Origin of the sequence: Syntrophotalea acetylenivorans, assembly GCF_001887775.1 — a bacterium.
Classification (GTDB): Bacteria; Desulfobacterota; Desulfuromonadia; order Desulfuromonadales; family Syntrophotaleaceae; genus Syntrophotalea_A; species Syntrophotalea_A acetylenivorans.
Genome location: NZ_CP015519.1, coordinates 1,414,664 through 1,429,117, shown reverse-complemented (window position 1 = coordinate 1,429,117; position 14,454 = coordinate 1,414,664). Strand labels below are relative to the sequence as shown.

The following is a 14,454-nucleotide window of genomic DNA, read 5'->3' as shown; positions in this document are numbered from 1 at the left end:
GCGGTTCATGAAAGAGGTACCTCCCGCGGGTCGGAATCAGGAATTTTTGTTGCCTGCCTGCAAGAAAGGGGCAGGGAATGATTCTTACAGGCTGGCATTCTATTTTTTTACAGTTCGTTCGAGTAAGCAGCGGAGCCACTCGATGAGTCGCACTGCCCGCGTTTCTCCAGGCGCAGTGCTGTTCGTGGTCTGCTCGGCCCTGTTTCTCATGCCTTTCATGTTGTCTGCTGTGGCGGTGGCTTTGCCGACCATCGGCCGAAGTTTGCAGGCCAGTGCTCTGCAGGTCGGCCTGGTCGAAACATTGTATGTTCTTTCAGTGGCGGTGTTTCTGTTGCCCATGGGACGATTCGGTGATGTCTATGGTCGACGGCGAGTCTTCATCTGGGGGATTTTTCTATTTACCCTCGCCACCGCACTAATCGCCCTGTCATTGAGTATCGAAATGCTGATTGCTATGCGGTTGTTGCAGGGCGTCGGATCAGCCATGGTCAATGCCAGTAGCCTGGCACTGGTGGTGTCGGTCTTTCCTTCTGAAAAGCGTGGCCGAGTGCTTGGTATCGCCATTAGCACCGTCTACGCCGGAATCTCCTGCGGGCCGCCTATCGGCGGGCTGCTGACCAGCTATTTCGGCTGGCGCGCGGTCTTTGTGCCCGGTGTGGTGTTGGGCCTGCTGTCCTCGTGGTTGACCCTGGTACGTATGCGCTCAGAATGGCATGAAGCAGCCGGCGAACCCTTTGACTGGGGTGGGAGTCTGGTTTATGCCCTGGCAATCTCGGCAATAACTTTGGGCGGCTCTCGCCTTGATGCCGGTGGTTGGGCGGTCGGTTTGCTCTTGTTGGGGATATTGTTTATGGGGTTATTCGTAGCCTTGGAACGCCGCTGCCGCTATCCCATATTAGATATCGACCTGCTGACCGGAAATCGTATTTTTGCGCTGAGCAATGTCGCTGCTTTTATCAACTACGGTTCGACATTCGGCGTGGTCTTTTTTTTGAGTCTTTACCTGCAGTATGCAAAAGGGATGATCCCACGGGACGCCGGTCTGCTGTTGATGCTGCAACCGCTGGTACAGATGCTGCTGGCGCCTGTTGGCGGCCGCCTGGCCGATCGCTTTCCTGCTGCCCGGATCGCAACTCTCGGCATGACTCTGTGTTGCTGTGGATTACTGCTAGCCGCCAATATCGATCTTGATATGCACTTATCTCTGGTGGTTGGAACTCTGCTTTTGCTGGGGTTGGGGTACGGGTTCTTTTCTACCCCCAATACCAGCGTTATCATGGGCTGCCTCGACAAACGTTATCTCGGTGTGGCGTCCGGCTTGACCGGAACCATGCGTTCCCTGGGAATGACCTTCAGTATGATTGTCGTTACCCTCAGCTTCTCTTTATTCATGGACGGGGAGGCCATATCTTCGGCCTCCATTCCTTCTTTCATGCGCAGCATGCGAAGCGATATGCTGTTTTTTTGTATTCTCTCGGTGATCGGAATTGGCTGTTCTCTGGGGAGGCTGTCTTTGTTCGCATGGAAACCGGGCAGAAAAGCAGAGCTCTGATGGTCAGCTAGTTGCCCATACCTGTCTGGGTGTTTTCCAAAAAGTTATGTAAAAAAGGCAGCCAAAGGGCTGCCTTTTTTACTAACAATGATGGAGATATGGCGGTCAGTATTTTCCGAACTCGCTGTCATCCAGGGCAATAACAGGTTGTGCCGGAGGCTGAACTGTGGTTGATGCTAACCCAGAACCGGGCATGAATGAAGGTGTGTCAGCGGCGCTGTCAACTATGTTTCTCGTTACACTCACTTGGTCGCTAAGCTTGAACCGGGACAGCATCTGACGCAGTTGCTCGGCCTGACCCGACAGCTCTTCGGCTGCCGCTGCGCTCTCTTCGGCATTGGCGGTATTTTGCTGGGTCACTTGGTCGATTTGATTAAGGCCTTGGTTGATCTGGCCGATGCCTTGAGATTGCTCGTTTGATGCCGCGGCAATTTCGCTGACCAGATCAGTTGCCTTGATCACCGCTGTGACGATTTCTTTGAGGGCAATCTCCGTCTGACCCGCGATCTGAGTGCCGTTGGCGGTTTTTTGTACCGAACCCTCGATCAGTTCTGCAGTCTCCTTGGCCGCCTGGGCGCTGCGGGCGGCCAGATTGCGTACTTCTTCGGCGACGACCGCGAATCCTTTACCGTGTTGGCCGGCACGGGCCGCTTCGACTGCGGCGTTCAGCGCCAGCAGGTTGGTTTGGAAGGCGATCTCGTCGATTACTTTGATGATCTTAGAGATGTTCTGACCGGCTTCATTGATCTCAGCCATGGCCGCAACCATATCCTGCATCTGATGATTACCTTTTTCTGCAGCTTCTTTGGCTTGAACGACAAGTTGGTTTGCCTGAGTGGCGTTGTCCGCGTTTTGTTTGGTCTGAGAGGCCAACTCCGTCATCGAAGCGGTAATTTGCTCCACAGAAGCGGCCGACTCGGTGGCCCCTTGCGAGAGAGATTGACTCCCGTCGGCTACTTGGGAAGAACCTGTAGCTATCTGTTCTCCCGAGGTAAAAATCTGGGCGACCAGAGAATTGAGGTCTTGCCCCAGCTGCTTCAAGGCGCCGCGAATGGTATCCTGACTATCTCTGGGGGTGACCTCAAAGGTCAGGTCACTGGCCGCAAGTTTTTGCAACGAACCGACCATTTCCTCTTGTAAGCTGTCGGCAAAGCGGTCCATGCTCTGGGCCATCTGGCCGATTTCATCCTGACGGGTGAGGTTGAGTCGCATGTTCAGATGGCCTTTTTCCATCTCTTCGATCATGGCGCAGCTTTGTTTCATGGGCCCGATAATGCCTTTGGCGATAATCCAGGCAAAGAAAATACCCAGGGGCAGGGCAATAGCCACCAGCACGATATTGCCGGTGCGGGTACCGCTGGCGGCATGCAGCATCTCATCGTCGGTCATAATATTGTCATCGGCGGTTTTGATCACCGAACCGAGCAAAGTTTTGACTTGCTCCAGGGCGGGCATGGTTCTGGTGGCGTAGATGCTGCTGGCTTCTTGCATGCCGGCGACCAGTTCCTCAGAGCGCTGTTTTAATTTCTGCAATTGGGCCTGGGTTTCAGCCAGGGCCGGAAGGGTTTGGCTCTGGAAAATGCTGTAGGCTTTTTTCCTGTTGGTCAGGTTCTTTTTGATCTCTATAGCTGATTGATGCAGACGGGTGTGCGGTTCTCTTATCTCTTGAAACAGCCGCGCCAGTTCCGGATCGGAGGCGGCGGCTCGTTTGGCTTTGTCACTTTCGAGAAATTTCCCCAAGCCGCACCGGTGGGGATCGGTCTGCGCATTGAGTTGGGTCTTGTTTTCTGCAAATACGGCCAAGATGGCATTGGCCCAGGCCAGATGGTCGGTCTCTTTTTCGGCGATGAATTTGGGTAAAGTGAGGTCCGCCTGTCGAAAGGTCTGGCCGATGGTCACCGCAGATTCGTGCAGGGAGCGATGGGGGGCTTCGATCTGTGCCAGTATCGGTTTCAGTTCGGGAACCAGGGCCTCGGCATGTTGACGGCCTTGGCCGTAATACCATTTGCCGAAACCGCATTTATGGGGGTCGGTTTGTACATCCAGCTTAGTGATTTGGTCGTTGGTAAGCAGGGCGTTGACCTGATTGGCCCACTCGAGATGGTCGACCTCCCGCTGGATCATCTCCGCTCTCAGGGCATTGCCGGCGATTACCTCTTTGGCATCGCCTACGATATTGCCAACCCCAAGGATCGACCACCCGGCAACCAATGACAGTAGTAGTAATACCAAACCAAAACCGATAGCAAATTTGCCGCTTAATCTAATGTTTTGCCAAGTCATTTACGTCTCCTGTTGTTGATGTTTGGGTGGCCAACAATCTACGAGGTAAGAAGTTTTAGCCATACTCGATGAATTTTCTGAATTTAAATCTGGTTTTAGATGTTTTGAAGACCTTTTTAAGTAGTGATAACTAATTATTTGCTAGAAAAACACATTGTCAATGCGGGTTAGTCGAAAAAATGGCAATTTATATATCTGCCGGTTGTGTTCTATTCCTTAATAAAATTCCTTTAAAGTTTTTCTCTGTTAAGCTGTGTCATTTCTAAATATCTGAAATTATTATTTATTTCAAGTTATGGGTTCTGGCCTCAGTGCCAGTCTGAAAGCTATTGTGTTTAATAAATAAATTTTTGAGGTTTTTTTAGAAACACAGCCTATGTTAAGGTTCAATGTCTGCAGTATTCATACCGTTGTATATCCTTGAGTTATAGCGTAATTGTTGCGGTGTTTATGGATAAACATAGAAATGGGTGGATTACATGGGGCGTTCAAGAGGTGTCGAGGCTGGTTTAGCACTGTCCGAAGCTAAAACTCTGGTCATTACTGCCGGGGCCGGAATGGGGGTTGATTCCGGGTTGCCTGACTTTCGTGGACCGCACGGATTCTGGCAAGCCTATCCAATGTATCAGCAACTTGGCATCGATTTTGTCGATGCCGCAAATCCCAAACATTTTGATGATAATCCAGCTTTCGCTTGGGGGTTTTATGGACATCGCACAGAGCTCTACCGACAGACTGTTCCTCATCGGGGCTTTAATCTGCTGAGGGATTGGATTGAACGTTATTCACTGGAAAGTTTTGTCGTCACGTCCAACGTTGATGGTCAGTTTCAAAAGGCTGGATTTGCTGAAGAGCAGATTCTCGAGGTACATGGTTCCATCCATCACCTGCAATGTGCGGTGCCCTGCTGTAGCCAGATCTGGACGAATTTTGAATCCATCCCGGTTGATCATACCACCATGAAGGCTCAGGATATTCCCCGTTGTCCCCGGTGTGGAGCTGTCTGTAGGCCAAACATTCTTATGTTTGGCGATGCGACTTGGCTTGCCGAACGTAGCGAGGTTCAACACCGCCGTTTTGAGAATTTTTTAGGTGCGGCAAGAACTCCGCTAGTTGTGGTCGAATTGGGGGCCGGGACCACCATTCCGACCATTCGTAATTTATCAGAAAGGCTGGCAAGTAACTACGGAGGAACGTTGATTCGCATCAATCCCCGCGAAGGGCAGGTCCCGGCGGGGCAGGTATCTTATGCAATGAGGGCGTTGGAAGGGCTGCAACAGATTGAAATGGCATTGCAAGAGCAAGCCGAATAGCGAAGGGTTAAGTGAAAAGCAAAAGGCCGTTTCTCCAGTTGGAGAAACGGCCTTTTTAATAACTGGTACCGAAGGCCGGAATCGAACCGGCACGGCTAGAAGCCATCGGTTTTTGAGACCGACGTGTCTACCAATTCCACCACTTCGGCAAAAGAGAAGTGAATTATAGATAGATCGATCGTGTCGGTCAAGACGTTTCAGGGCCCTTCAGAAATTTTTTCTGTTAGTGCCGTTTTCAGCTCCGAAGACTGCTGCTGCGGCTTGAGCGACTGCGGTTGCCAGACGTGCTGTCCAGAGACCGCGTTTCATGGATCGGTTTTCAATTTGGGCAATAGGCAGCAGACCGATGAGCGAGTTGGTCAGGAAGGCCTCGTCGGCGTTAAAAAGGTCCTCTTCAGAAATTGGCCGCTCCTCCGCGGATAATCCCCGGTCTGCAGCAGCTAACAGAACTTGGCGGCGGATGATGCCGGCCAATACCAGTTCGCCGGCGGGGGGAGTGAGCAGGGTGTCGTTTTTGATCATAAACAGGTTGCTGGTGGCGCCCTCCAGCACTTGACCGTCCTCGTTGAAAAGGGCTTCTCGTGCTCCCTTGCGGCGAGCGTAGTCAGCGGCGTACAGACAGTCGGCGTAGTTCCCCCGCTTTAATTGAGGCAAGTGGGACAGGGGGTTGACCCGCCGATTGGGGGCGAAGACGCAGATCACACCTTGCTGCAGTTCTGCGGAATCGGGTTCTTGATAGGGACCGGCGTTGATGAAGAAATGGCCGGAAACGGCTGACGGAAAAGCGAGGCTGGTCATCGGTCCGCGGCTGAGGGTCAGGCGCAGACGGGCCATCGGTGCGGTGAGGCGCGCGGCGGTTTCCAGCAGGGCGCTGCGCAGGGCTGGTCGATCACAGGGGAAGTTGAGCAGGCGGGCGCCCAGCTCCAAACGATCTAGGTGCTGATCGAGAAACTGGATATGTCCGTCCTGTGCTTTGAAGGTTTCAAACAGGCTGTCGCCGAAGAGCACCGCGCTATCGTTGCAGGCCAGGTTGGCATCGGCGGCATCGACAAACTCGCCGTTGAGGTTGTAAATCAGCATGGTTCCTCCAGAGCCTGGCGCAGGGCCGCACCTTTGCTCAGGCATTCGTGCCATTCCCGTTCCGGTACCGAGTCGGCGACAATGCCGGCACCGGTCTGATAGGTCAACTGGTCGCCGAATTTCTGAAAAGTGCGAATTAAAATATTGAGGTCCATGGTGCCGCAGGCGCTGATATAGCCGGCACTGCCAGTGTAGGTGCCGCGACCGACGGGTTCCAGCTCTTCGATGATCTCCATGCAACGCTTTTTAGGTACCCCGGTGATCGTGCCGCCGGGAAAGGTGGCGCGAATCAGGTCGAAGGGGCCGGCTCCTTCGCAGAGCTCTCCCCGCAGGTTGGAGACGATATGGCAGACGTGGGAGTAGCGTTCAAGGACCATTAATTCATCGACCACGATGCTGCCGGGGCGGCAGACCTTGCCAAGGTCGTTTCGCTCCAGATCGAGAAGCATGATGTGCTCGGCCCGTTCCTTGGGGTGACCGAGCAGTTCTTCACCGAGGCGTGCATCTTCGGGGGGCGAATAGCCCCGGGGCCGGGTGCCGGCGATGGGCCGAAGCTCGGCTGTGGTGCCGTGCAGGGAAACCAGCCGCTCCGGTGAGCAGGAGACAATATCGAGATGAGGGGTACGCAACAGGCAGCCAAAAGGACTGGGGTTGATGCGCCGCAGCCTGGCATAGAGTTGCGCGCTGGGCAGGGAACAATGACCGTCAAAGCGCACTGACAGGTTTGCCTGGTAGATATCTCCGGCGGCGATATAGTCCTTGGCCTGTCGCACCATCTTCTCAAACTCCGCTTGTTGCAGGATTGCCGCCGGTGCCTCGCAAGAGACTTGTCCTGATGCTGGCAACGGATGTTCCAGGGCAACGCGAATCTTCTCTTCCAGGGCCTGCAGGTCGTCCCCCGGGACCAGGGAACTCAAGGTGACGGTGCCGTTTTGATGATCGTAGACCGCGCACAGATCGACCCAGTCGAGCCACAGGGCGGGCAAGGGCCGGTCGCGCCGGGCCAGGCGCGGCAACTCTTCCAACCAAGCGGCCAGGTCGTAGCCGAAATAGCCGAAGAATCCGCCGCAGAAAGGAACAGACGTTTCCTTTGGCAAGCGGCGCTGTTCGAGGATGCCGGCCAAGGTCTGAAGAGGATCACCGGGCAAAAATGTTTCAATTCCGTCCCGCAGCAGGCTCAGGCCATCGTCATCGAGTCGGTAGGATTCCCTGTGGCGCAGGGCGATGATGGAATAGCGGCCGGTGCGGGAGGTCAGCTCGGGACTTTCCAGAAAGCCCGGGCCGTCAGGCGCTAAATAGAGAAAAAGAGCCAGGGGATCGAAGCGGTCAACGGTAAAGGAATGCTGTTGCAAGGTCATGGGGCAGAAGTGCTTTGAATGGGGGATTACTGTACACAGTACGGGACTTCAGTGGTGCTGAGTATATAGGTTCCGCAAAAGGGGCACAAGGCGTGTGATCGGTTTATTTGTATCCCGCTGTGGTGGCGGTTGTTTTCAGGAGGGTCCTCATGCCGTAGAGTTGGCCGGTGGAGGAGGGTGCGACCCCGCCGGTTTTGTTGTGGCCAGGGAGGGAGGCTTTGCTTTTTGTGCCAAGGGACAGACACTTTGGTTATGCTTTGAGTCTTCCTCAAAGTCATTCTTTCAAGCCTGCCCCCAATCCCTCCACGGCATTGCTCGGTTGATCCAGGCTCCCGACGCCTTGGGAAGTGCCGTTTCCGGGTCCAATTTTGATTGGTCCAAATGACACTTCTCGCTTTTGAAGAACGACGGCATAAACGAGCGCGAACAAAACAATAATTAAGAGAAATAATAATGTCTTCTTATGGGTACCAAGCATTTCTTTTAAATTTTTCAATTTCCCCTCCTTTTCGATTGCCTGAGGTTGCCTAACAACCGCCAGCGAAGCCTGTCTGCTGCATGAGGGGGGGGATACTGCATCCGGGGCAGAGGGACGGCCAAACTACCCTATGGTCAGCATTGCTGCGGTCAGGACGGCGTAGATAGTTCGTCGTTTCAGATTGAGAACGCAGATTCTTTCAGGCCTGAGCCACATTCCCTCCCACGCTCCGGGAATCTAAAAAATTCAAGAACCTCCGCTTTTGACTATGTTAATGCTCCCCCGAGAATTTGAAGGAATCGATCAGCTCTGTTTCCATAAATTCAACGTCATGGCGTGAATGGTAATCTTCCACCAGGTTAGCTGCTTTGTGGTTGGGCCTGCTTGCCAGCGAGTCATCTATGCAGAAATGAACCCGACAGTCGATTGGCCTGACCGCATAAATTCGGCACTTCCCGTTTTTATCCAGAAATTTGCAAGAGTCTTCACCGGCTTCATAAAACCGGAATCCCCGCTGCTTTGCCAAAAAGCCATTGATCAATTCGATCTCCGGAGGGGTGACGCCGGGCTCACTGCCGCTGACGGACGGGCGGCAACAATCGGCATTGCACTGGTCGGACCGGCCGCACTTCATCCCGGACTTGGTTGTAATGTCTGCCAGTTTTTCCCAGAGGACTTCCAGGGTCATGCTTGTCTTCCCTTTTGACTTGTCTTGCTGAATGCCATGCTCTCAGTCCTGCAAGGCGATAACTTATATGGCAAAGTTCGAACAAAGGATACCACAAAATCCGCCTGATTGCCGGGGCTGTTCCATCTTAAAGTTGTACCTATCCTTAGGCAGTTTTTTCGCTCTAACTCGTTTCCATCCGGAAGCGGCCCTTTTCCCCAATCTCTGCGTCAATCTGCACGTTTGCTTGTGCGGCGTAAACAGTTACGCCTCCGCGCAACCGCTTGATTTCCTTGACCTTGAGGAAAACCTCTCGTTTCCCATCTGAAAACGTCTCTGTGCCCATCCAAAGTTTTCGGGTGGGCACTAACTGGACAACCAGGTCTCCGCTTCTTCTTTTTGATCCCGATTAAAGGCCTTAATTTCCAAGCCTGGGAACAAGGCCCCCTCAAGTTCACTTACTTTCTGGATCCAGGCCTTGTCGGTTAATACCGCTGCTCGGTTAAATTTTTTCATAAGCTTAAACATCGATGGCAGGCGCGAAAATTCAATTGCAATTGCACCAAGTGACGGAAGATGAAAATCGATAACTTCATACAACATTTTTCCATTTTCAATGTTTTCCGATTTGCTGACAAGCTCATCAAGCGCTGTCTTCATTTGTTCGGCATCCAACTTTCCACTCAGCTCAATGTCTAACCGGTTCAGGCCATTTTGGATTACTTTAAGCATAAGTACTCCTGTCTGTAAGTAATTAGGACCTCTTGTGGTGGTTCAATAAACCTGGACACCAACTAAGGTGGTATTGTGTACCATCCAACGAGAGCTGTTCCATGAGTAAAAGAAATAGACGAACATTTACAAAAGAGTTTAGGCATGAAGCCGCCAACCCCTCGTTAGAACCATTCCTGTTCCGCTACTTCCGCCATCCGCTCCCAAAGGACTCTCTGGGGCAGATCGAATAGGCTGTAAGCCCTGTGGTGACGGGTAGGCAGGGCTCTGGCAGCGGCAATCATCATGCGGGCGGCAAGAACCGTCTCCGAGAAGCGCGCCTCGAGCAGAAAGACCTGATGACCGCATGCTGGGTCCTCATGTCGCTCAACAAGAATTCCGTGCCCGTCCTTCTCAAGTTCGGCAATATTTTCAACCGGAAAAACAATGGTCTCCGCATCGAGAAAGAGGGGATCAGCGACAATGGCTTTCTCCACTTCTTCAAAGACCGCTCCTGCCTCCAATTCAACATAAAGGTAGCGCTGTCTCCTTCCCCGGGCAGCAGGCAGTTCGGTGGAAAGGGCCTTCTTTACCCCTGCGATGGTCCGGGCAACCGTGGAGTGGTGCAGATCTGCAACGGGATGGTGCGAAGTCTCGGTAAGCCCTTTGGGAATCAGGATGGAAAAAAGTCCGCGAAACAGCGATAGAACGCCGGGATCCCATCCGGCACCGACAATGGCCGAGGTCTCGTGATGGAAGGCGAGTCGGTCGAGTTCCTGTTTATGCCTCTGAAAGGCCGCCTCATGCAATGTGGCACATTCGACAATTGGGATACGGTGCTGCAGCAAATCACTGGCCACCGCAAGCACTTGTAGGGTCGGAACGCAGATCACCGCGGCATCGACAGCCCTTAACTCGCTGATATGGGCTACCGCTGAGACCCCGGCAAAGGGTGGAGGCAGTTTTTCGCCAAGCCGATCCGGCCGGCGGACAATACCTGCCAGTTCGAGCTTTTTGTCGGCCATTATCAACTTGGCGCAGGCTCTTCCCAGGCGACCGAAGCCGATGACCGCCAAGCGCTGTTTATCTTTTTTTGGTTTTGGGCTCCTCTTCTTCATCAAAGGCCTTTCTGTCCTCCCTGTGTCCGTTCTGTCCCCGGCAGTTGCCTTACATCTCGAAGTATCACATAAGGGCATCTTGAAAGTTATTATGATTTTATAGGGTTTGGCAGGTTTAAGTTCAAAAGAAAACTGTTTCAATGAACGCTATGTCTTCGTTATCCACTCTATCAAGTGATCTATCGCCTGAAGCGTATCGGGACACCAGTCTCTGAGGCATTCAACGTCGGGAAGCGCCTTGCTGGGAAGCTTCTCGATCGACTTGAGCGCCCGGGTGCCATCGAAATTAACGTATGCGATTCGTAGGGAAAGCTGTTCGGGGGGTTGACCGAATTCCTGCCCCGGGAGGACAGCCACCCCTGTTTCAGAGAGCAACCGTCGACATAATTCAGTGCTGGTTGTAATCCCTCGCTCACGTAATTTTTCTGCATGCTCGCTAAAGTCAGGGAATAGATAGAATCCACCTTCGGGGGCAATGACACGGGCCCCGGCGTTCGTCAGGGTTTCGCTGAGGTGCTGACCTAGGGCCCTGAGAATTCTTCTGACCTGAAATGAATAGTGATCAATTTCCGGACTCTCTTCAAAAGCTTTGATGGCGGCGTATTGAACGGGGGCGCAGGTCGAGGTGTACGTTTCGCTGGCCACGGCTGCCATGGCGTCCTGAAGCCAGCGCATGCAACGGGGAAAGACAAAGAAGCCGAGCCGCCAGCCTCCTGCACCGCACCATTTGCTTAATCCACCGGAGACAATCGTGCCTTTTGGATAGTAGGGCACAATCGATTCATGGGCTGCCTGATGATGCAGTTGGCCATAGATTTCGTCCGAGAGAATAATGAGGCGGTATCTGTGGGCCACTTCAGCCAAGTCTTTTAATTCTTGACGGGAGTAGGTGATGCCGGTTGGGTTCGATGGGTAGTTGAGGACCACGATGCGCGGTCTGCTCGGATCGATGCGACAGAGAAAATCCAGCTGTTCAGCGGTCAAGCGCCAGCCATCTTCAAAGCGTGTACGTACCAGATGAACGTGGCGGCCGATAATTTGGGCCTGAGGCACGTAGGAAACCCAGGTCGGAGTCGGAACGACAAGGTCACCGTAGTACACCAGTTGCAACAGGAACATCAACTCCTTAGACCCTGGTCCCACCAAAACATCATCGGCGGAACAATCTATCTTGAATGTCCGGCGATGGTGAGCGGCGATCGATTCCCGCAAAGTCGCCAATCCTCTCACCGGCAAGTAGGCCTTCTGATGAGCGTTGAGGCGCAGTTCATTGACCACGGGATCAGGAACCGGAAAGGGTGACTGCCCAAGGCCGAGTTTGTAGACTTTTCGCCCCTCTTTTTGCAGTTGGTTGGACAGGTCATTGATGGTGACGGTTGCCGAAGGCGCCAGACCGCGGATGTTCAGATTCAATTGGGTTGACGGCGAATCGCTGCAAGGATTCTGCATTTTGTTTGTCATAGCTTGTCCTCCTGGAGACGATTTCGCAGACTGCGTCTCATCAATTTATTCGATGCTGTTCTTGGCAATTCATCGATCATGACAACCTGGTGGATCTTGAATAGCGGATTGACCTGAGTCGCAAGCAGGCGATTCAATTCCTGCTTGAGGTGATCGGGGTCGGTTCCGGGCCGGGCGACGGCAAATACAAAAAGTCTTTCACCGATTTGCGGTGAAGTCAGTGACACCGCCGCACTCTCCTGAATATCCGGGTGGCGATTCAATACCGTTTCCAGTTCGATTGAACTGACCTTGATGCCATTAAGGTTCATGGTGTCATCACATCGTCCCTCCGCGCGGTAAAAACCGTTGCCAAGCACCCTTAGTTGATCCCCGTGCCGGCGTAACACCCTGCCGTCAGGGGATTTTGGGCAATCGGCATAGTAGACTCGATGGTGGTCTGCGTTCAGCAGGGCTTGGGATAATCCGATGGATGGCGGTTTCAGGTAAGCTTCGCCCATTTGCCCCCTCTCAACCGGTTGCTGATCATCGCCCAGAATGGTGAAATCGATACCGAGCGCAGGGGTCGTAAAGAGGGCAGGCGCGGCCGATTGAACCATAGTGCCGGTGATGTATCCGCCGCCGATTTCAGTTCCACCACAATACTCAATGACCGGAGCTTTGAAACCGCTGCGGCTCATCAACCAGAGGTAATCTTCAGGATTGGAAGCTTCACCGGTGGAACTGAACAGTCTGATCCCTCTCAAGTCCAGATTGGAATTCTCGGTTCGCCAGGCACGAACCAGGGCCGGGACAAGACCAAGGATAGAGACTTGTGCTTCTTTAACAAAACGCAGGAAGTCCAGGGTGTTCGGTCGCCCATCGAATAGAGCCATGGTGGCGCCGTTGATCAGGGTTGCAAAAATCAGCCAGGGCCCCATCATCCAGCCGATGTTGGTTGGCCAGGCGATAATATCTTCCGGATGAATGTCCTGATGAAAGTAGCCGTCCATGGCTGCTTTGACAGGCGTTAAATGGGTCCAGGGAATCGCCTTGGGCGTACCGGTCGTTCCCGAAGAGAAGAGAATATTGATCGGCGTTTCCGGTGCGCCATGCCAGCCCTCGTTGCCGCCGCCTTGTTGCAGAAAGTCCGTCCAGAGGAGGTCGCCTATTCGGAGGTCGGGCGGGGAACCGTTGGAGGAAATAACCACCGCCCGTGGTGCTGCGGCCTCTTTTACCTTGTCGTAAAGTTCAATAACTTTGCCGCCGCGCTGCATCCGATCGGCGGTGATGATTCCAGAGGCACGGCTGATCTCGAGCCGTTTTTTAAGTTCGCCTGAACTAAAACTGTCCGCAATGGAAACGACCTGACAACCGGCCTTGATGATCCCCAAATAGGCGGCAACGCATTGGGCGGTCATCGGCAGGTAGAGTGCGATAGCATCCCCCGGACGGAAGCCGAGGCCATTGAGTGCCGAGACGACCTGGGCCACGAGCTCGTTGAGCTGGCCGTAGGTTGTGAAGCTCAAGCCTTGCTCCCCTTCGTGTCCACTGATAATGGCTGTTTGATTAGCGAGGCTCTTAAAGCAACTGTCGACGATATTGAGCCTGGCCCCGGGGAGCCAGTGTGCCTGCTCAGGGTCGTTCTGCTTTTTCAGGATATTATTGGGTGGCATATGAAAGCGGATGCTGAGTTCGTCAATTACGCTTGCCCAAAAGCCAGCTGGGTCTGTGACGCTCCAGCGATGAAGGTCGGCATAACTCTCATGACCCGTTTTGGTCATATATTTTGAAATATTGGTCGTGGGAATTGTTTCGGCAGAGGGTTGCCAGGCAATCGCCCGGGTGGGGTTCTCATCATAATCAGGATAGATTGTCTGGTAAGTTTTCCAAACTTGAGAGAATTCCAACAAAGGGCGTTCTTGTAGTTCGCTTACAAACTGAAACCAGCGTTGTTGTTGACTTAAAAGGCTTTTTTCTGGGTTTGTTGAAGCAACCACCACCACCTCCGCGGTTTTTGCCTATTCACATGACTATGTCAATTCATGTTTTCGCATGTAATTAATATATCATATATGACTTGTCCCACTTGATAGGCCCACCTGAATGTTGCAGTGGCAAATTCTGTTTTCTCCAGTGCCTTTGCTTGAGAAACTGTCGTTTCATTTGGTGTCTTGGCAACTTTGACCAAAGGAATATTAATCCGGTTTCGGCCTTTGAGAGAAGCCATGTAACTATTTTCAAATAGTCGTACTTCTTACACATAATGACGCAGGTGGCCACAACAGGAACTCGATCTCGTGTAGAATATTTCAAAGGGGGTAAATCCAAACAGGAGGAACCGGATGGGAAATCGGGAATTCAAAGATCAGATTTCCGGCAACTTCTGCTATGACCAGGGTACCGATAGTTCAAGAGTTTTAGCGATAAGGGGAAAAAACCGATTCTTTATAG

Annotated in this window: 11 protein-coding genes and 1 tRNA gene; 2 read left to right on the top strand and 10 right to left on the bottom strand. The window is 52.9% G+C overall.

Annotated elements, in window-relative coordinates:
• Nucleotides 1–142 precede the first annotated feature (142 nt).
• Nucleotides 143–1,552 carry an MFS transporter gene (locus A7E78_RS06540; protein WP_072283481.1) on the top strand — a complete coding sequence of 470 codons (1,410 nt, stop codon included), beginning with the start codon at nucleotides 143–145 and terminating at the stop codon, nucleotides 1,550–1,552.
• A gap of 105 nt (nucleotides 1,553–1,657) precedes the next feature.
• On the opposite strand, the gene A7E78_RS06535 is transcribed toward A7E78_RS06540, so the two are convergent.
• Entirely contained in the window at nucleotides 1,658–3,835 is a 2,178-nt protein-coding gene (locus A7E78_RS06535; RefSeq protein WP_072283480.1) for a methyl-accepting chemotaxis protein, read from the bottom strand.
• Nucleotides 3,836–4,314: 479 nt separating this feature from the next.
• Here A7E78_RS06535 and A7E78_RS06530 point away from each other — a divergent pair, with 479 nt between their 5' ends.
• On the top strand, nucleotides 4,315–5,148 hold the full coding sequence (locus A7E78_RS06530; protein ID WP_072283479.1) for an SIR2 family NAD-dependent protein deacylase: 834 nt from the start codon (nucleotides 4,315–4,317) through the stop codon (nucleotides 5,146–5,148).
• 63 nt (nucleotides 5,149–5,211) lie between these two features.
• On the opposite strand, the gene A7E78_RS06525 is transcribed toward A7E78_RS06530, so the two are convergent.
• The 9 genes from A7E78_RS06525 to A7E78_RS06480 form a co-directional block, all read right to left on the bottom strand.
• A tRNA-Leu gene (locus tag A7E78_RS06525) sits at nucleotides 5,212–5,297 on the bottom strand.
• Nucleotides 5,298–5,355: 58 nt separating this feature from the next.
• Nucleotides 5,356–6,228, bottom strand: a complete 873-nt coding sequence (locus A7E78_RS06520; protein ID WP_072283478.1) for an aminotransferase class IV — start codon at nucleotides 6,226–6,228, stop codon at nucleotides 5,356–5,358.
• Complete coding sequence (locus A7E78_RS06515) at nucleotides 6,222–7,586, bottom strand: anthranilate synthase component I family protein (protein WP_072283477.1); 1,365 nt, start codon at nucleotides 7,584–7,586, stop codon at nucleotides 6,222–6,224. The genes A7E78_RS06520 and A7E78_RS06515 overlap by 7 nt, the downstream gene beginning before the upstream one ends.
• A 274-nt stretch (nucleotides 7,587–7,860) precedes the next feature.
• Nucleotides 7,861–8,082 carry a hypothetical protein gene (locus A7E78_RS06510; protein WP_072283476.1) on the bottom strand — a complete coding sequence of 74 codons (222 nt, stop codon included), beginning with the start codon at nucleotides 8,080–8,082 and terminating at the stop codon, nucleotides 7,861–7,863.
• 253 nt (nucleotides 8,083–8,335) lie between these two features.
• Nucleotides 8,336–8,752, bottom strand: a complete 417-nt coding sequence (locus tag A7E78_RS06505) for a YkgJ family cysteine cluster protein (RefSeq protein ID WP_072283475.1) — start codon at nucleotides 8,750–8,752, stop codon at nucleotides 8,336–8,338.
• Between the two features lie 345 nt (nucleotides 8,753–9,097).
• Nucleotides 9,098–9,463, bottom strand: a complete 366-nt coding sequence (locus A7E78_RS06495) for a SpoIIAA family protein (protein WP_072283473.1) — start codon at nucleotides 9,461–9,463, stop codon at nucleotides 9,098–9,100.
• 164 nt (nucleotides 9,464–9,627) lie between these two features.
• Nucleotides 9,628–10,560 (bottom strand): diaminopimelate dehydrogenase, encoded by a 933-nt coding sequence (locus A7E78_RS06490; RefSeq protein WP_072283472.1) that lies wholly within the window; start codon nucleotides 10,558–10,560, stop codon nucleotides 9,628–9,630.
• Between the two features lie 147 nt (nucleotides 10,561–10,707).
• Nucleotides 10,708–12,021: a pyridoxal phosphate-dependent aminotransferase gene (locus A7E78_RS06485; RefSeq protein WP_083552806.1), complete on the bottom strand. Its 1,314-nt coding sequence runs from the start codon at nucleotides 12,019–12,021 to the stop codon at nucleotides 10,708–10,710.
• The gene (locus A7E78_RS06480) at nucleotides 12,018–13,784 is read right to left on the bottom strand and encodes an AMP-binding protein (RefSeq protein WP_145924854.1); all 1,767 of its coding nucleotides are present in this window, start codon (nucleotides 13,782–13,784) and stop codon (nucleotides 12,018–12,020) included. The genes A7E78_RS06485 and A7E78_RS06480 overlap by 4 nt, the downstream gene beginning before the upstream one ends.
• Nucleotides 13,785–14,454 lie beyond the last annotated feature (670 nt).

Coding starts and splice junctions, on each gene's coding strand:
- A7E78_RS06540 (WP_072283481.1), top strand. CDS start 143: ATGAGTCGCACTGCCCGCGTTTCTCCAGGCGCAGTGCTGTTCGTGGTC.
- A7E78_RS06535 (WP_072283480.1), bottom strand. CDS start 3,835: ATGACTTGGCAAAACATTAGATTAAGCGGCAAATTTGCTATCGGTTTT.
- A7E78_RS06530 (WP_072283479.1), top strand. CDS start 4,315: ATGGGGCGTTCAAGAGGTGTCGAGGCTGGTTTAGCACTGTCCGAAGCT.
- A7E78_RS06520 (WP_072283478.1), bottom strand. CDS start 6,228: ATGCTGATTTACAACCTCAACGGCGAGTTTGTCGATGCCGCCGATGCC.
- A7E78_RS06515 (WP_072283477.1), bottom strand. CDS start 7,586: ATGACCTTGCAACAGCATTCCTTTACCGTTGACCGCTTCGATCCCCTG.
- A7E78_RS06505 (WP_072283475.1), bottom strand. CDS start 8,752: ATGACCCTGGAAGTCCTCTGGGAAAAACTGGCAGACATTACAACCAAG.
- A7E78_RS06495 (WP_072283473.1), bottom strand. CDS start 9,463: ATGCTTAAAGTAATCCAAAATGGCCTGAACCGGTTAGACATTGAGCTG.
- A7E78_RS06490 (WP_072283472.1), bottom strand. CDS start 10,560: ATGAAGAAGAGGAGCCCAAAACCAAAAAAAGATAAACAGCGCTTGGCG.
- A7E78_RS06485 (WP_083552806.1), bottom strand. CDS start 12,021: ATGACAAACAAAATGCAGAATCCTTGCAGCGATTCGCCGTCAACCCAA.
- A7E78_RS06480 (WP_145924854.1), bottom strand. CDS start 13,784: ATGACCAAAACGGGTCATGAGAGTTATGCCGACCTTCATCGCTGGAGC.